Origin of the sequence: Saccharopolyspora shandongensis (assembly GCF_900106995.1) — a bacterium.
Taxonomy (GTDB): domain Bacteria; phylum Actinomycetota; class Actinomycetes; order Mycobacteriales; family Pseudonocardiaceae; genus Saccharopolyspora; species Saccharopolyspora shandongensis.
In genome coordinates this window covers 109,974-125,413 of sequence record NZ_FNOK01000018.1, presented here as the reverse complement: position 1 = coordinate 125,413, position 15,440 = coordinate 109,974, and the positions used below count along the sequence as shown (strand labels likewise).

The 15,440-nt window shown below is 66.4% G+C and carries 18 protein-coding genes; 6 read left to right on the top strand and 12 right to left on the bottom strand.

Annotated elements, in window-relative coordinates:
- Positions 1 to 37: 37 nt before the first annotated feature.
- Genes BLW84_RS20645 through BLW84_RS20635 form a run of 3 tightly spaced genes read right to left on the bottom strand, consistent with a single transcriptional unit; the run spans position 38 to position 2,932 of the window.
- Entirely contained in the window at positions 38 to 1,411 is a 1,374-nt protein-coding gene (locus tag BLW84_RS20645; protein WP_093267606.1) for a TadA family conjugal transfer-associated ATPase, read from the bottom strand.
- Complete coding sequence (locus BLW84_RS47580; protein ID WP_093267605.1) at positions 1,408 to 2,205, bottom strand: CpaE/TadZ family protein; 798 nt, start codon at positions 2,203 to 2,205, stop codon at positions 1,408 to 1,410. Before BLW84_RS47580 ends, BLW84_RS20645 begins: the two co-directional genes overlap by 4 nt.
- A gap of 46 nt (positions 2,206 to 2,251) precedes the next feature.
- Positions 2,252 to 2,932, bottom strand: a complete 681-nt coding sequence (locus BLW84_RS20635) for an SAF domain-containing protein (protein ID WP_093267603.1) — start codon at positions 2,930 to 2,932, stop codon at positions 2,252 to 2,254.
- Positions 2,933 to 3,003: 71 nt separating this feature from the next.
- Here BLW84_RS20635 and BLW84_RS47575 point away from each other — a divergent pair, with 71 nt between their 5' ends.
- Positions 3,004 to 3,159, top strand: coding sequence for a hypothetical protein (locus tag BLW84_RS47575; RefSeq protein ID WP_177226590.1), 156 nt, complete (start codon positions 3,004 to 3,006; stop codon positions 3,157 to 3,159).
- 760 nt (positions 3,160 to 3,919) lie between these two features.
- On the opposite strand, the gene BLW84_RS20625 is transcribed toward BLW84_RS47575, so the two are convergent.
- Both BLW84_RS20625 and BLW84_RS20620 read right to left on the bottom strand, forming a co-directional pair.
- Positions 3,920 to 4,300 (bottom strand): hypothetical protein, encoded by a 381-nt coding sequence (locus BLW84_RS20625; RefSeq protein WP_093267601.1) that lies wholly within the window; start codon positions 4,298 to 4,300, stop codon positions 3,920 to 3,922.
- A 166-nt stretch (positions 4,301 to 4,466) separates the two neighbouring features.
- A complete protein-coding gene (locus BLW84_RS20620) occupies positions 4,467 to 5,084 on the bottom strand; it encodes a prepilin peptidase (protein ID WP_218157390.1) in 618 nt (205 codons plus the stop codon).
- A 588-nt stretch (positions 5,085 to 5,672) separates the two neighbouring features.
- Between BLW84_RS20620 and BLW84_RS20615 the strand changes: the two genes are divergently transcribed.
- The 3 genes from BLW84_RS20615 (at position 5,673) to BLW84_RS20605 (ending at position 7,625) form a co-directional block, all read left to right on the top strand.
- On the top strand, positions 5,673 to 5,873 hold the full coding sequence (locus BLW84_RS20615) for a hypothetical protein (protein WP_143061029.1): 201 nt from the start codon (positions 5,673 to 5,675) through the stop codon (positions 5,871 to 5,873).
- A 6-nt stretch (positions 5,874 to 5,879) separates the two neighbouring features.
- Entirely contained in the window at positions 5,880 to 6,890 is a 1,011-nt protein-coding gene (locus tag BLW84_RS20610; RefSeq protein WP_093267596.1) for a ketoacyl-ACP synthase III family protein, read from the top strand.
- A gap of 426 nt (positions 6,891 to 7,316) precedes the next feature.
- Positions 7,317 to 7,625, top strand: coding sequence for a hypothetical protein (locus tag BLW84_RS20605; protein ID WP_143061028.1), 309 nt, complete (start codon positions 7,317 to 7,319; stop codon positions 7,623 to 7,625).
- A gap of 200 nt (positions 7,626 to 7,825) precedes the next feature.
- Here BLW84_RS20605 and BLW84_RS20600 read toward each other — a convergent pair whose 3' ends face one another.
- From BLW84_RS20600 to BLW84_RS20585, 4 genes are all read right to left on the bottom strand, one after another.
- Entirely contained in the window at positions 7,826 to 9,022 is a 1,197-nt protein-coding gene (locus BLW84_RS20600; RefSeq protein ID WP_093267592.1) for an amidohydrolase family protein, read from the bottom strand.
- Positions 9,023 to 9,046: 24 nt separating this feature from the next.
- Positions 9,047 to 10,168 (bottom strand): MAB_1171c family putative transporter, encoded by a 1,122-nt coding sequence (locus tag BLW84_RS20595; protein ID WP_093267590.1) that lies wholly within the window; start codon positions 10,166 to 10,168, stop codon positions 9,047 to 9,049.
- Complete coding sequence (locus tag BLW84_RS20590; protein ID WP_425441729.1) at positions 10,165 to 10,620, bottom strand: M48 family metalloprotease; 456 nt, start codon at positions 10,618 to 10,620, stop codon at positions 10,165 to 10,167. The genes BLW84_RS20595 and BLW84_RS20590 overlap by 4 nt, the downstream gene beginning before the upstream one ends.
- A gap of 339 nt (positions 10,621 to 10,959) precedes the next feature.
- Entirely contained in the window at positions 10,960 to 11,355 is a 396-nt protein-coding gene (locus BLW84_RS20585) for a helix-turn-helix domain-containing protein (protein WP_093267586.1), read from the bottom strand.
- Positions 11,356 to 11,633: 278 nt separating this feature from the next.
- On the opposite strand from BLW84_RS20585, the gene BLW84_RS50140 reads away from it, so the two are divergent.
- The gene (locus BLW84_RS50140) at positions 11,634 to 12,041 is read left to right on the top strand and encodes a WhiB family transcriptional regulator (RefSeq protein ID WP_093267584.1); all 408 of its coding nucleotides are present in this window, start codon (positions 11,634 to 11,636) and stop codon (positions 12,039 to 12,041) included.
- A 551-nt stretch (positions 12,042 to 12,592) separates the two neighbouring features.
- Complete coding sequence (locus tag BLW84_RS20575; protein WP_093267582.1) at positions 12,593 to 13,006, top strand: hypothetical protein; 414 nt, start codon at positions 12,593 to 12,595, stop codon at positions 13,004 to 13,006.
- A 72-nt stretch (positions 13,007 to 13,078) separates the two neighbouring features.
- On the opposite strand, the gene BLW84_RS48415 is transcribed toward BLW84_RS20575, so the two are convergent.
- From BLW84_RS48415 to BLW84_RS20560, 3 genes are all read right to left on the bottom strand, one after another.
- Positions 13,079 to 14,008, bottom strand: a complete 930-nt coding sequence (locus BLW84_RS48415) for a coiled-coil domain-containing protein (RefSeq protein ID WP_218157389.1) — start codon at positions 14,006 to 14,008, stop codon at positions 13,079 to 13,081.
- 54 nt (positions 14,009 to 14,062) lie between these two features.
- Complete coding sequence (locus tag BLW84_RS20565; protein WP_093267580.1) at positions 14,063 to 14,659, bottom strand: hypothetical protein; 597 nt, start codon at positions 14,657 to 14,659, stop codon at positions 14,063 to 14,065.
- Positions 14,660 to 14,750: 91 nt separating this feature from the next.
- Complete coding sequence (locus BLW84_RS20560; protein WP_143061027.1) at positions 14,751 to 15,392, bottom strand: hypothetical protein; 642 nt, start codon at positions 15,390 to 15,392, stop codon at positions 14,751 to 14,753.
- Between the last annotated feature and the right edge of the window lie 48 nt (positions 15,393 to 15,440).

Here is a 15,440-nt window from a genome sequence, read left to right as displayed (position 1 = left end):
CCGAACAACACTCCACACAAGACAGTGACAATGGCGATCACGGCGTCTCACTCCTCTGATCGAAGTTGTTCCATTGGCCATCGGGCCGGTTGAAGAGGGTGCGGTCCAGGCCGTGGGCTTGCAGACGGGCCATCAGCGTCGGGCTGGGAGGGCATGTCGGGACGGCACGGCCGTCACCGGGGCGAGGGCCGAACAGCGTCGTTAGGTCCGGAATGGCCGCATCGCCCACGGGGCCGACTTCGACGATCTCGGTCACGAAGCGTTCCCGGCGGTCGGAGTGGTCCCGGCGGGCGAGGTGAACGATGAGGTCTAGGGCGGAGGCCGTCCACCGGTGCGCGGCTTCCACGGACAGCGGTGGGAGGGCGAGTTGCCCCAGCGCGGCGATGCGGTCCGGGACAGCGCGGGCCGATGTCGCGTGCAGGGTGCCCATTCCGCCTGCGGCGCCGTTACCCAGCGCCCGCAGCAGCGCAGTGATCTCCCCGCCGCGCACTTCGCCGACGATGACCCGGGATGGCGAGTGTCGGAGGGTTTGTTTCAGGAGATCGTCGAGGCTGATCTCTCCGACGCCTTCGGCGTTGGCGGTGCGTGCCTCGAACGCGGTCACCACGCGCTCGCCGTCGAGATGCAGCCCGAGCTCGTAGTCGTCCTCGACGGTCACGATGTGCTCGTGGACAGGGATTTCGGCGCATAGTGCACGCAACAGCGTGGTTTTGCCGGCGAACGGGCCGCCGGTCACGAGCAGGTTCACGCCCGCGGCCACGGCGACGGCGAGGAAGTTCTCAAGGCCGGGGTCGAGGGTGCCGCGACGGCGCAGGTCGGTGAGGGTGGTGTGGGTCAGGCGATGACGTCGGATGGCGATCCGCGGGCGGTCGGTGACCTCCCGTACTGCCGCCAATCTCGCTCCCAAGGACCCTCCTGCTGGTAGTCGCAGGTTCACGATGGGCTGAGCCGGGCTGAACTCGCGGGAGGTCTGCCCGAGCCGCGCGCACATCGCCTCTAGCTGTTCAAGAAGCTCGGTGTCGGAGTCGGCGACCGGGTAGGGCCAGCGTTGTAGGTGGCCGTCGGCCAGCTCCAGCCAGACTCGGTCGTGGCCGTGGATGTGGATGTTCTCCACGTCCTCCAGTTCCAGCAGTGGCTGGAGCTGGCCCAGGCCGAACACCGCGGCCAGCACCGCGTCGGCGAGCCGCTGCTCCTCGGCCACCGACAATGGCGGGTCGCCCCTGCTGGCGCGGTCGTGGGCCCATGCGGTGATTTCCGCGGCCACCACCGATGCACGTTCGTCGGCGCTGCTGTTCCGCAGGCGGGCAGCGACCTTTTCCCGCAACGCCTGCACGGTCGCGGTATCCGGTACCCTTCCCACGGTTTCGCGCGCGAGAGGCAGGTGTGTGCTGCCGTTGATTCCGGTGGTCATGCTGCACCTGCTTCCGGGACACCGTCGGCCACCCTTGTTGTGGGTGGGGTGAGGCTGCGGTGCAGCCGGAGGGCGGCCTTCCGGCTCGTGCGCAACAAGGCTGAGTGACGGGGCGGGCAGTTGCCGGCCGCGTCGGAGAAGAACTGGGCGGCTGCCGGGTCGTCGGGGAGCTCGACACCCACGGGGACACCTAGAGCCTGGGCGACTCTGTCGGCTTGGCGGCTTGTGGTGGCCGCTACCAGTGCTCCGAGCCGGGTGATCGGTATCAGTTCGCGCAGCGTGGTGATCAAGGGCAGTGCGGCTGAGATGTGCCGGAGGGTCGGGCGCACTCCGACCAGGACCAGGTCGGCTTCGGTGATCAGCGGCCAGGGCGTTTCCGGTGCCCAGCGGCCGGCGTCGATGAGGACGTCGGGTCCTTCACGGGCGAGATCGCGGGTGGCGCTGGCGAGTCGTCGCCAGCCGTCGTCCCCGATGGCTCCCGTCTGGGCGCGGGTCGTCACGCCTGCCAGCAGCCGCACATGGTCGTGACTGGGAATTTCCTGCACGTGTCCCGCCAGCCCTTCCGAGGGCACGGTGCCTAGGTGGCGGGTGGCGGCGGCGAAGCTGACCGCCCCGCACTCGGAGGTGAGGTGCCCGTCGACCAACCACGGGCTGCCCCATCCCCGCAGCAGGTCACCTCCGGCGGGATCGGCGTCGACCACCAGAAGCCGGTGGGGCCAGGCGGTGGCCAGTGCCGCGACCGCTGTGGTGATTCCGGGTGAGGCCTTTGCGGACAGCATTGTGATGACAGCCATGACAAACTCCTTTCACGAGAACGAAAAACGGAAAACTGCACTGGTTTCAGTGGGCGGGGCCGAGCAGTTTGACGAGTGCGCCGCCTGCGGCAGTGGAATCGGCCTGTTCGGATGCAGAGGAGTCGATGAGCAGGTCGACCACGATCGCGCCCTCGGAGTCCGGGGGTGATGTCTGGACCACGCGTGCCTGAAACCCGGTCCCGCCGGCCACCGTCTCCGACGTCGTACCGGAGCTCGACAGGCCCACGACCTCCACAGGATCGTTGGGTGCCAGTCCGCGGGCCGGATACCGTCCCGGGGGGAGGCGAACGCCGATCACCTGCTGTCCCCTGGCGGGCACGACTTGTGTGGTGACATCGCTGAAGGCCAGGAGGTGCCCGGCGCGCAAGTTGGCGGCGGCGATCTGCCCGACAACGCGGCTGCGGCCGGCATCCGCGACCCCGAATTGCCGTGCGCTCGGCGGAAGCTCCACAGTGGTCATGTCGGCGTCCCTGATGGGCTGTCCCCACGCCACATCACGGACCAGCTGCAACATGGGCTCGCGATCCCACGCCGCCGATACCACTGCGACCGTTCCCGCGACGGACACGATGATCAACCCGAGGGACGCGCTCAGCAGCCACCACCGCCGCTGCCGGGGAACCCGAGGAGCACGCACCGACGCGGGTTTGTCTTTGGGCTCGGTGGAATCGGGCTTGGTGACTGCGAAAATGCCGGTACTGGACATAGGTCTCTCCCTACGTGAATTCGCCAAAACACACGAGAAAACAAAGAAACGGACAACTGTTGGATTAGCGGATGCGGAGTGCTTGGGCCTCGGCCACTGCGAACCTCGCCGGCGCCCGCGAGGTCATCGGCGCCAACTCACCCCCGGCAGGTGAGCTGCCGGTCCAGCCCTGCCACGTGACCCGCCAGGTGATCGACCACTCCGCCGTCACCAGTGCACCAGGCTGATCGATCGATGGCTGCTCGTACACCACATCGCAGTCCGGCGAAGCAACGTGCAGCCCGAACGACCGCTCGTATGGTGTCCCCGGCCCCGCACAGGAAGTGACCGGTTGGCCCAGCCCGGGTGCCATCGACAACCGAACCGGTATGGCGGTGACCTCCGCCCACACTTCACCCGCCTGCACTCGCTGCGTTTGCGGACGCCAATCTTCAGGGGCAGTCCAGAACCAGGTGTGCTCACCGACGACTGTCGCCGGACGGCCATCCGGCAACCGCAGATCCGGGGAATGCCGCGGCGTCGGCAGCGGCAACCGCAGCCGTTGAGCTGCCTGCTGAGCGAGAACAACGGGATCCGGTGGGCCTGAAGCGCTCGCTGGGTTCGGTGTTTGCGGTGTGGCATTCGGCTGTGGACAGTGCCCGTTGTTCAGCGGTCCCAAGCACCATGTCGACAACGGCTGAGAGCTGAGCATGAACGCAGGGTCCTGTGTTTGCCCCGGGGCATCGCACATCACGGTCGGGCACAGCGGCACCAGCGCCGCCGGGCTGTTGCTCGGACGTGTGTTGCCGCCGGGCTTTGAGGTTGCGGGTCGCCCCGGCCGTCCCGGGGTGTTCGCGGAAAGACCGATCGAAGGCGGGGCGTGCCAGCCGCCAGCGTCGCCATGCTCGACCGTGACGTCTCCGTCCTGGGCCTGCGCCACCGGGACGGTCAGCGCCGCCAGTACGGTCAATCCGGTGAGAACGCACGGGCCGCGGGCTGTGGGGCACATCAGCACTCACCGCCCGGAAACTCGACCCGATCGACCCGCCAGACCCCGTCAGGCCCTTTGCTCAACGTGGCGTGAACGAGGTTTCGAGCGACGCCAACGTTCCTCGGCTTCCCGGATGCGAGATCGGCTTGGCCGGCCAGGCTCATGTCCTGGCAATCCTGCAGACTTGCGTGATCCCCGGTGATCTGCACCGACGACACACGGGCCATGACAGCGCCATACAGCCGGATTCCGCCAGCCAGCTGCTCGCGAGCGCGTGAGGTGATCTGATCGGCCAGCTCCTGCCCTGTTACGCGACGGACCTCGGCGTCCCATCCCGCACCGCGTTCGGTCGTGGAATTCCAGGTGATCCGCCAGAAGTCGCGATATGTGCGCTCCACTTCAGCACGTTCGTCAGCGGACGGGCCCGGCGGCGGGGCGATGTTTGGGGTGGCTGGCTGCGTGGCCGGCGGTGCTGTCGCACAGCCGGCCAGGACGAACCCGGCCGAACACAGCACAGCTTGCGCGGCTACGGACACAGGCGTCGAGGGCATTCCTAGTGGCCTTTCACGAGGTGTGGACGAGGACGGCGATCCAGCCGCCGAGGATCAGACAGGGACCGGCGGCGATGCGCGCGGTCCGGGCTCGTAGCGTGGTCGCCCATGCCAGGCCGGCGAGAATGCCGAGCACCAGTAGCGCCGCGGCGATGCCCACCAGCACGGTTCGCCACCCGATCCATCCGGTGTATATGGAGATCGCGGCGAGTAAGGTGATGTCGCCGTAGCCCAGCCCACCCGGAGCGATCCAGTAGGCGAGCGAACCAACGGCCAGAACCAGGACACCGGCGGAGACCGACCGCAGCAGCGCTGCCGGGGAGGAGACCGTGATGGCGTGGATGGTGAACATGACGACACCGCCTGCGGCCAGTGCGATCACCCACGGGCGTGGCAATCGGTGACAGGACAGGTCGATCCAGGCCAGCGCCACACTGCAGAGCGCCCACCACCACCAGGCGGCAAGCACGGGATCGGTGGCGAAGCGGCACCCCACGGCGAGAGTGACGGCGCCGTCGGCAGCGCTGAACCCGGCCATCGGCCAGGGGCGTGTCGAGCACACCACCCAGGGCCGCACCGCCCACGCCAGCAGCGGGCCCACCACGATGCCTGCGAGGACGAGAACCGCCACCACCGGCACAGGGCAGGAAAGTGTTGGCACGTGAACGACACCCTCCACTGATGTGAGGAGGGGAAGAAGGGGTCGGCACCACAATGTCACCTCCGAAACTGGGGACCAGGCTGCGAGAAAGTCCGAGGGGAGCTGGTTTTCGCGGCGGGTCCGGGGACGAGTGAGCCTGACAGTTGGCCGCACCTCGTGTCAGATTTTGGCCCCCGTCAACCGGAGTATGCGCCCGTTTGAGTGAATCCTCAGGCGGGACAACCACTTCCTGGCGCCCCGTCCGCAACATCCCGGGAGCAGGTTTCGCCGCGATCATGTTCTGGTTCAAGGGCTTTCGATGTTGAGAGACCCACGGCGCTAGGCGTCGGGCTCACTCGGATGGGTGTATCTGTTGGTGGAGTGAGGCCAAAAACTGACACGAGGCTTGATCCAGTGTCACGGTGGCGAGACCCACAACACGGGAAATCCCTTCGCAGTGAGAGCGATTTCCTGATTGGGCTTCCCGTTTCTCTTTTTCCTGCCGCGCTGTGCGCGGGAATGGAGTGATCCCTCATGCGAACCGTAGAACAAACCAGCAGATCCAGAACGCTGTTTATCTTGCGGTGGCAAGACGGCGAGGACTGGGGCCACCTGTCCGCGGTCACGGACGCGCCCAAGCCTGTCTTCCTCGGATTCGTCAACCGCGCCCTCGATCCCGTCTTTCACACGCTCAGCCGTGACTGCTCGATCGGCGCCGACGGATTCCGCGAAGTGTGGTTCACCGGAACCCTCTCCAGCGCGACCAGTCCGGCGAGGTGATCGGGTATGCGGCACCACGGGATCACGATCAACGGCATCGGAGCCGTCACCGGCGACCTCATGCCCGCCGCCGACGCCATCCACGCCGGTCACTACAGCGCCCAGCAGGCACAGCGGAACCGCCAGGAATCTGTCGCCGTCGCACCAGAGTGCACCGGACCGGAGCTCGCAACGTACGCGGGCCGCCAAGCCCTCCACGGCTTCCACTGCCGCCTGGACCTGCACCTGCACGCCACGATCCACGACCCGGGCCTCGACTTCTGGTCACCCAACTGCTTCGTCGCCGACCAACTCGGGCTCGACACCACCATGACCCTCGCGGTCAACGGCATGTCCAACAGCATGGTCGCCGGCCTCGAACTGGCCACCCACGTCCTCCAAGGCCAACCCGGCCACGCCGCGCTCCTCACGGCCGGCGACACCTTCCACACACCGCTGTTCGACCGCTGGCAAGCCGACCCCGGCATCACCTACGGCGACGCCGGAGCCGCCATCCTTCTCGGGCGCGACTCCCGTGTAGGTGCGGTGGCGGAGCTGATCTCCACCGCCTCCTGCGCGCAACCCCAGCTGGAAGGCCTCCACCGCGGAAACGCCGGCTGGTACAACGGAAACACCTACCGGCCGCCGATCCAGTTACGCCAGCGAAAAGCACACTGGCTGGCCACCCACGACGGACCCGACGCCCTCGAAACCGTCAACGCCACCGCCGTCAGCGCCGTCGTCAAGCAAGCGCTGTATGACGCCGAACTCGAACTCGACGACCTCAGCTACCTGCTCTGCCCGCACTACGGAGGCCCGCTAACCCAACGGCACTGCCTCGCACCGCTCGGGATCCCCGAAGAACGCAGCAGCGCCTTCCTCGCCCGCCGCTACGGCCACATGGGCGCCTGCGACCACATCGTCGACCTGCACCACCTCCTCACCCGACGCCTCGTCACCGCCGGAGACCACATCGCCCTACTGGGCATCGGCGTCGGCATGACCTGGACCGCGGCCATCCTCCGCATCACCAACTAACCGCCGCAGGCCGGTAACACACCCACACAGGGCGAATTCTCGCCCAGGAGAACTGCGCCCAAAAGGAGAAAGGAAAGGAAATGAAGAGAGAAAATCAGTACCTCCACAAGACAGCCGCGAACACGGTACGAGCCGCGTTGATCGCCGTAGCCCTGGCCGCGCTACCCGTCGCCGGAACAGCGCTTGCAGCCCAAGCCGCCACCCCCGACGACGACTGCATCGCCGGGTCATGCGGACTGCCACACTTCGAAGAACCACGCCAAGGACGCCCGAGCCAGCACGTCCTGTGATGCACCGCTGAATCCCTCGATTTCATCGGAACCCTGCTGGGATCCGCCTTCAACGGGTCTCGGATAGCGAAGTGTCTCTTCTTCATTCGCGAAATTCTGAGAGGAATGTTCGATGCGAAAAACGTGTAGTGTTGCGGTGAATCTGGCAGCTGCTGCGGGAATCCTGATGCTAGGCGTCACCGGCACAGCTCACGCGGAAGGTGCCTGCCCGCCCGGCACAGCGTTGTCCATCCAGGACGGTGCCCGCATCCACCGCGCGGCGGACCTGCAGTCGCCCGTCGACGGCGTCTATTACAAGGCCCACGCCTACCGTGTGCACCAGCTCGTCGGCGGAACTCCTACGACACCGGACTGGGTCAACCTGACCGATGACACCACCCGAGTCACCGGCTGGGTACACGGCGGCGTCGCTGGCTGCCTCGGTCTGACCCCACCCTCCACGTAGGACAAGAAGATAGAAGCATCACGTCACTTCGACCGCGAACCCTGAGAAAGGGTACGAAAACTGGAGAATCCCGCTGTGGGACGAGTCTTGACCACCTGTCGAGGCTCGTCCCACAGCGGGATTCACACGTGGCCTGGACGCCATGTGCACCGTCAGAACAGAAGCGTTGCCGGCGGCATTCTGTGGTGCCTGGGAGCCGGTCAGCTGGGGGAGTGGAACGCGTGTCCGTGGGCGAGCACGAGCTGAGGGTGCCGCAGGTGCTTGAGGGAGGCGAGGGGGTTGCCGTCGACCACGATCAGGTCTGCGGAGTATCCGGGCTGTAGCTGCCCCACGCTTGTGCCTATTCCTAGAGCTTGAGCACTTGTTACCGACGCCATCTCGATGATCTGGGCGTTCGAGAATCCAATGTGGGCATATAGTTCGAGGGCGTCGACGTAGTCGTCGAATCCTGAGCCTCGCAGGCCCGCATCGGTGCCGGGCACAAGGCGGATGCCCAGCTCGTCCATCCATAGGAAGCGCTCGATGATCTGCTCAGCGCGTTCCGGTCCGAGGCGTTCCATGAATCCCCGCCAGTCCGGAGGCCATGCGATACAGGCGTAGACGCCTTGGCTGGCCATGCGCTTGGCCACCTCGTCACGTTGGTCGTATCCGCCGCCTCCGCTTCGGAGCCATGTGCAGTGCTCGATGGTCGAGACGCCCGCATCGACCGCGGCAGCGATCGCGTCGGATCCGTGGGCGTGTGCAGCGACTGGCAGGCCCGCATTGGATGCTTCGTCAACGACGATCCGGAGCTCGTCCGCGGAGAACTGGGTTGCCCACATCGGGGGCGATTCTGGGGTGATGTGGCCGCCGCTTGCCATGACCTTGATGAGGTCTGCCCCACGGTCGGCCATGTCCCGGACATGCTGGCGGATCTCGTGTTCGCCGGAGACTTCACCGCCGAAGAAGTGGCAGTGACCACGCGGAATGGTCAGCGGTGCGCCGGACGCCACGATGCGGGGCCCGCTTAGCTGGCCGCGAGCGATGGCATCCCGCAAACGGAAAGCAAGACCCTGGCGATCTCCGAGGTCTCGGATGGTCGTGACCCCACTCCGAGCAGCTTGTTGCGCACGGCCTGCCATTCCGAGCAAGAGATCGGTGTCCTCGGTGACGAGGTATTGCTCCAAGGGGGCTGAACCAGCGTCGAGCGCCAGGTGCACGTGACAGTTGATCAAGCCTGGCAGGATGGTGTGGTTCGGGTAGTCGCGCCGGCGAACGTCGCTGCCAGCTTGTGCTTCGACTTCGGGGCGAGGGCCGACGGCGAGAATCGTGTTCTCGTCAATCAGGATGGCGCCATCGTCGACCTGATGGCCGGCTGGACCAAGCAAGACGCGCTCAGCCGTGATCAGAAGTCTCATCGTGCCGTCTCTCTGGTCAGGGGGTCATGTGGGCATGGTCTGCTTGGACAGTGCTTGGGCGAGGGCGAGGAGCTGCTCGATGTCGGCACCGAGGTCGGGGCCGTCGGGAGCAGCGATGAGTACCGCGGACCGCCCGCTGGGGCGTGCCCCCTCACGCTGGCGACGCAATGCCTCCTTGACGACGCCGACTTGTTGATGCGCGGGCCGATCGGTATCGAAGCCGGAGTCTGCAAGGTGCGGGCCCAGCTGGACCAGGCCGTCACGAATCTCGATCAGTCGGCGCCAGAAGCGGCGATGTATGCGCCGTGGCGAAAGCCGATCGAGCCACAGGCTCCGGGGGCTGCGCTCGAGTGCGTCCCCAGGAAAGACTTCATGCAGCCTTGCCCACAACGGATACAGCTGGTGGTAGATGCTCCGATGGCGGGCCCAGACGCGGAATGCCGAAATGCGGGTTGCCAATCCAGCCCAACAGACCCCAACCACGAAGATCAGCAGCGCCACGGGAACCAGGCTGTCGACAGTACTCGCGAACGATGGCGGCACGTTGCCGCCTGCCCAGCGGACGACGACGATGCCGGCACGGATCACCGCGATGCCTGCTTCACCAACCAGGGCGACGGCCGCGAGTCGAAGGCCAACCCGTGTGCGGCGACCGGACTCAGCGGCGTAGCGCCACGCCCACATTGCGGCTGATCCGGTCACGTAGGCGACGTAGGCCGTGCCTACGAGATAGAAGACTGCAACGCTCGGTACTTGGAAGGTCACCGGCAACGTACCGCGCGTCGGGAACGCGCTGTCCGCGTCAGGAGTGACAACAACAGCTAAGGCCATGCAGGCCGAGACGCCGAGCACCAAAGCTGTTTCCCGCCACGCTCGAGCAGTGCCTCCTGCAGCGGCGAAGAGGAAGAAGAGAAGCAGGAAGAACCATGAGGCGTTCAGCGCGATGTTCATGACCAGCTTGCCGAGACTGGCCGTCAGGGCACCACCTGTGAGCTCGCGAAGAGCGGCAACGGTCGAAGGCGCAGCGAACAAGCGGCAGAACAAGCATGCGACCACAGCGCGCAGAGCGAGGTCCCGTGGCGAGCGGGCCAGCCGATAGCTGAACCACGCGAGGGCGACGATGATGGCCAGCTTCGTCAGGCTCACAGCCAGTCCTGTTGCTCGCCAAGCGCCTGTTGAGCACGCCGCGCTCGAGGCGTTTGAGAAGGAAGCGCGACCTGCTCGAGCACCGCGGCGCGTTCCAGCAACAAGGTCGCCACGGTTTCGGCTTCACGTTCCTGGTCGGTCTCGTAGTGCGTACGTCGCAGCGCACGGCGGACGTGATCAGGAGGGATGTCGGGAAAGGACTCGTACCAACCGGCCTCGTCACCGTCGTCCGAGGAATGACCGCTGATGATATGCCCAAGTTCGTGGGCGATGATGTGCTGCTGGTGGGCGTTCGTCGTTTCCTGCTGGTAGAGGATGAAGTCGACGACAGGGGTCGCAATCCACAAGCCGAATGGCCCGGGTACGTCCAGCGGGTAGGGCGACAACTTGAGCGGCTTTCCCCGGCGAGCTCCTAGACGGCGGCAGACCTCGGCCATGTCCGTCGGGCCCACGATGCCAAGCTCGTCGAGTTCCTCGCGAAGCGCTCGCCGAAGCCGGGCCTCACCCCGAGCGCGGCGCATACGCAGAACAAACAGCCGACGCCGAGATCTACGTGCTGTTGTGCCCGTTCCCTGAGGGTCTTCCACAGCGCATCACCTCATATCGCCGCCGGGCGTTTCCTCCGTCCGTGCGCAACGGTGGAGGCGTCGGCTGCACTACCGCCGAGCGAAGCTGCTAGGCCGCCGCTCGCCTACAGCGCGGAAAACGCCTGCAGCGACGCCAGCTGCTGCGCAGCGCGGAGATCCAGTGTCCCTACGTGGTGCTGGTCTGACAGCGACAAGAACGTCTTGTCACCGAGAAGGGTGATCTCTACTCGCCTGGAACTCGATGTACTCGATCACGCTGGCTAACTGCTCAGGCGACAACTTCTCCGCGCCTCGTGCGAGAGCGCGCAGCTTGCCTTCGCCGAACTTCGCTAGCAGCGAGTACTGCTGAGCCAGCTCTCGTCCACGCTCACTGTCTGAGAAGTAGTCCAGCTGCACTCCGAAGAACTCCGCCAATGCCTTGACCGTGGCGTGACTTGGCTCGCGCTCACCGTTGATCAGGTTGTACAAGTGGGTCTTCGACAACCCGACAGCGGCAGCAACCTCGCGTTTCGAGTACGCCGAGCCGTCCTCACGTCGGACCGCGTCGAACAACAGCTCCAGCTGCTCCCCGAACGTCTTGCCCGACTCGGCTTCCGGCATCGGACACCTCCCTTCCAGTCCTACAAGGGTGTCCCCTTTAGTGGACAAGTGCAAGTCCTTAGTCCATTCGAGTTGACCCACTGGCCACGGCGGCGTACTTTCGACCATCCAAGTCCTCAATAGCGGACAGCCTGGTCGGGCGTCTGACTGAGGTTGCCCGAATCCCGTACTCACGCACCGGTGGTTCACCCGAAGCAGAGCGGCGCTCGCCTCGTCATCGAACTGCCGTCCCACAGGAGCCGGTTCGTTCTCGATGGTCACTATTTCGGGGGTCGCTTGTGTTTCGCGAACAAGAATGGAGAGTCCGCAGTCATGGCCGCTGCACCACGTCCACCTCCCAGGACGCATGGTTCCCTGAGCCAGCCCGCGGTGTCGACGGACTCGCCCGCCAACGTGGTCAGGCGGTCGAAGCTTGTGCCGGCTGCCCGGTCCGGACTGAATGCCTCGTGATCGCCCTTAGCCATGAGGCGGATGAAGGCGTCAGCTGGGGGATCTGGGGAGGGGTCTGCGCGCGCGACCGCAGAGAGGCAATCGATCGCGCGACCGGGCGCCTCTCTAGCGCACCGGATATCCGACGCCTAGCTCACGAAATTCTCGTACACGTGAGGCAGAGTCGAGCTCGGTCTCGGGCTGAGCGCGTCCTTGAAAAGCCCGGCCATGAATCCTGCGTCGATCGAATCGCCTGAAGGTAGTGACTGAGTAGGATGCTGCCGGTCGTTTCGCTGCTGACCGAGATGGACGGCGCGCCGGATTACTGGGCTGCTGCACCCGCGTCGACGGCAAGCAGGCCCGGCTCCGAAGCTGGTCGGCGGCCCGGCGCCAAGCCGCCGACCTGACCGCCGGAGGAGTCGAGGCAGCCGCACCTCCGTAGTCCGCTACAAGCGCACCGTCTCGCCCGGCGGCCACGGGCCCCTACCTGCCGCCCGGCTGAGCGAGGAACCAGTCGCCACCTGGGCGCGCCGAATTGCGTTCGGCGACCGCGCGACAAGGTTGCGGTGAAATCGTCGGGCGGCGAGCTGGTGTCGCTGAGCTGTCACTCGATTGGTCCACGGAGAGGCGGTCTGCAAAATCCTTGGGATCGGCGTGCCGAGGACGCCGCCGCAGTCCGCCCGTGCTCGTTTGAGGCTGATGACAGCTTCCTTGCCGACACCCGCATACACATGGGGCACGCTTCAGCAGAATGACGTCACGCGTCAATGTTGACGAAGTTCGTCAGTTGTGGCGTAGAGTGCCATGCATGGCAGGAACGGATATCTTCGATCACATCGCTGCGTTGGCCTACCCGATGCCGACGGACCCGGCGCAGTGTGACCCGCCCGACTTGATCGCTGACGCCCAGGACCACGTGCGGGAGCTGCGCGAGGACTACGCCCACAACTTGCGAGGGGCCTGGGAGGCCGAGGACTGGGACCCGCTGCTGACCGAGATTGAGCGGGTGCGGCGCCAGCGGGACGAGGTCGATCGCCAGCTGCGGCAGCTGATCGCCTACGGCCGCGAGTTCGTCGGTCCGCGGCCTTATCCGCTGGCGACCCTGGCCAAGGCGGCGGGCCTGGGCTCGCACTCCTCGGCGCGCACCTTCTACGGCGAGGACGAGGTTGCGGCGGTCGCTGCGGTCACCGGGGCCAAGCGCACCAGTCACAGCCGCAGCTGACCGGCAACATCCCGAAGCCCCCGCCGTGTTCCACGTGGCGGGGGCTTCGGGATGTTGCGGCAGGCGGTCTGCCTACCGCCGGCGGTATGTGCGCAGCTCGTCCTCGAGTTCCTCGTAGAGCGTGTGGCGCAGGCTGGCGCCGTTGCGGGATGGTTTGGGGCCCAGCGCGACGACCAGGTCGGTGACCTCGTACATGGCCCGGTAAGCCAGCAGCAGCGTGGCGGTGTTGACCCATTTTTCGGTCCGGGCCGCAGGTGGGGTGGGGCCGAGGACCGTGGTGAACCACGGTGGCAGCGCGGCTCCACTGTCGATGGCCTTGCTTATCCGGTTGCGCAGTGCCCTGCACAGCCGGAACCAGTCCTGCTTGCCCGCGTCGATCTCCGCGCCGTGCTTGGCGCGTTTCTTCGCATCCGCGGCCAGCGTGGCCCGGTCGTCCTCGATCGCCTGGCGGCGATGTGGTGTGACGAAGCGGCGGCTGGTCTCGACCTGGGTCTTGGCCTGCGTGTAGCTGGCCCGGGCGGCCTGGTGCTCGGCGGTGCGTGGGTCTCGCTTGGCCAGGCCGGCCAGTTCCGCGATCACTTCGACCAGGGTGCTTTCGTTGTCGGCGAGTTCCTGGACCTGGTTTTCGAAGGTCGAGATCGAGTTCTTCTTGTACTTGCGGGTGTGCTCGGGCAGCAGCTCTCGCTCGAGTTCCTTGGCGCGGCGGGCGCTGCGGGCCAGCCGCCGTTCGGTGGGGGTTCGGGTATCGAGGTCGGCGCGGTTGGTGCTGGTGGTCAGCGCGCGCCGTTCCAGGACCGCGATCTGGTCACCCAGCTGTTGCAGCTGGTCGTCGAGCTTGTCCAGCCGCTGTTCCAGCTGGTTGTTCTCGGTCTCGGCGCTCTCAACCCGGTCGTTGATCTCCGTGTGGTGCTGTCGGACGGTGGAGCTGACCTCGTCGATTTCGTTCTGGATCGTCTGCAGGCTGGTGGAGACGTCGTCGAAGTCCTCAACGTTGTGGAACACCCAGCGGCCTTTCTGTTTGATGCGGGAATCGGACGGCGGCAGTACCCGGGTTGCTCACGCGGCCGTGGAGCTGGCCGCTTCCGTTGAGGGCGGCGGGTTCAGTGGCTGGAGAGCCACCAGGAACGCCGGGACTCCGGTGGCCAGCAGCGCCAGCCATCCGAACCAGCCGCCGGTCCAGCCCCAGGCCAGCGCCACGAAGGCCACGGCCGAGAGCGCACCGCAGATCGCGGCGGCCCATCGCGATGTCGGTGAGGGCACCTTCGGCCCGTTCGCTGTGTGCACCTCGGTCTCCTCGGCTCCGAAGAACAGCAGGAAGCCCAGCAACAGCGATACCAGGCTGCCCAGGATCGCGATCCCGGGCGTCGATCCCCAGAACACGGTCGCGGTCACCAGCAACCCGGCGGCCGCGCAGATTCCCGCCGCGGTCAGCATCGCTGGCTTGACGCGCAACACCTTGGCCTGTGCGGCCGCTTTGGCCTGCTGCCGTGCGTATTCCGGCAGCGAGTCGTCGAAGGCCAGCAGCTGCTCGGTCAGCCCGATCAAAGCCTCCACGGACGCGGTTCGCGCCTCCTGATCATCGGCCTGGTCGAAATCGGCCAGTTCACGCCGCATCTGGGTCCGGATCTGGTTCAAACGTTCGACGAGCTGCACACACCCTCATTTCTGTCGACCAGCAACTCCACCTGCACGCCCAGGGCGCGGCGCGACGATGCGGGCCGCACCCCCAGAAGGGCGGTCATGATCAGGCCGCAGCGGCCTGCCAGTGAGTGACGTACTTGGCGGCTTCGCCGGCCAGCACGGCGTCGAGGTCGTCTCGGTTGGTGTTGCTGCGCAATCGCAGCGGCGCGGCCCGGCGCAGGTCGAGCACGACCGGAATCGCGCCCGGCAGCAGCTCGTTCATGTGCAGCTCCAGGATCCGCAGCGTGAGGTTCGCCGCGTCCCGGCCCAGTTCGGGTTCCTTGAGATAAGGCAGCACGACCTCGGTCTTGCCGTCGCGGTACCGAAGCCCCAGCACCCCACTGCCGGGCTCACGGCTGCCGAGGACGCGCACCGCGAGCTCCGCGCGCACCCACTCGGTCGAGGCCACCGGCACACCGCTGGCCTTGGTCTTCGACCACCACCGGCCGAACCCACTCTGCAGCTCCTCGTAGTGCCGGCGCTGCTCAGGTCGGGAGCGCTTCACGACCTCGGCGATGACCTGCTCCGGGTCGGTCGAGTTCACCGCCCGCCGCAGCCCGGCCGACAACGGCCCGTAGAACGACGATCCCTGGCCGTCAGGATCGAGGTACATCCGCCGCTGGGACTTCACGATCGCCACGCAGCCCCGCGGGGTGCTGCGTACGTAGTCCAGGAACGGCCCCAGGCCGATACGAACGCTGTCCATGCACGTCCTCTCGGTTCGGTTGTCGAGAGGCAGCACCTCAACCAAGGG

Excerpts from the sequence above, each read along its gene's own strand:
- BLW84_RS20645 (WP_093267606.1), bottom strand. The coding sequence starts at position 1,411 with ATGACCACCGGAATCAACGGCAGCACACACCTGCCTCTCGCGCGCGAA.
- BLW84_RS47580 (WP_093267605.1), bottom strand. The coding sequence starts at position 2,205 with ATGGCTGTCATCACAATGCTGTCCGCAAAGGCCTCACCCGGAATCACC.
- BLW84_RS20635 (WP_093267603.1), bottom strand. The coding sequence starts at position 2,932 with ATGTCCAGTACCGGCATTTTCGCAGTCACCAAGCCCGATTCCACCGAG.
- BLW84_RS47575 (WP_177226590.1), top strand. The coding sequence starts at position 3,004 with ATGCGGAGTGCTTGGGCCTCGGCCACTGCGAACCTCGCCGGCGCCCGC.
- BLW84_RS20610 (WP_093267596.1), top strand. The coding sequence starts at position 5,880 with ATGCGGCACCACGGGATCACGATCAACGGCATCGGAGCCGTCACCGGC.
- BLW84_RS20600 (WP_093267592.1), bottom strand. The coding sequence starts at position 9,022 with ATGAGACTTCTGATCACGGCTGAGCGCGTCTTGCTTGGTCCAGCCGGC.
- BLW84_RS20585 (WP_093267586.1), bottom strand. The coding sequence starts at position 11,355 with ATGCCGGAAGCCGAGTCGGGCAAGACGTTCGGGGAGCAGCTGGAGCTG.
- BLW84_RS20575 (WP_093267582.1), top strand. The coding sequence starts at position 12,593 with ATGGCAGGAACGGATATCTTCGATCACATCGCTGCGTTGGCCTACCCG.
- BLW84_RS20560 (WP_143061027.1), bottom strand. The coding sequence starts at position 15,392 with ATGGACAGCGTTCGTATCGGCCTGGGGCCGTTCCTGGACTACGTACGC.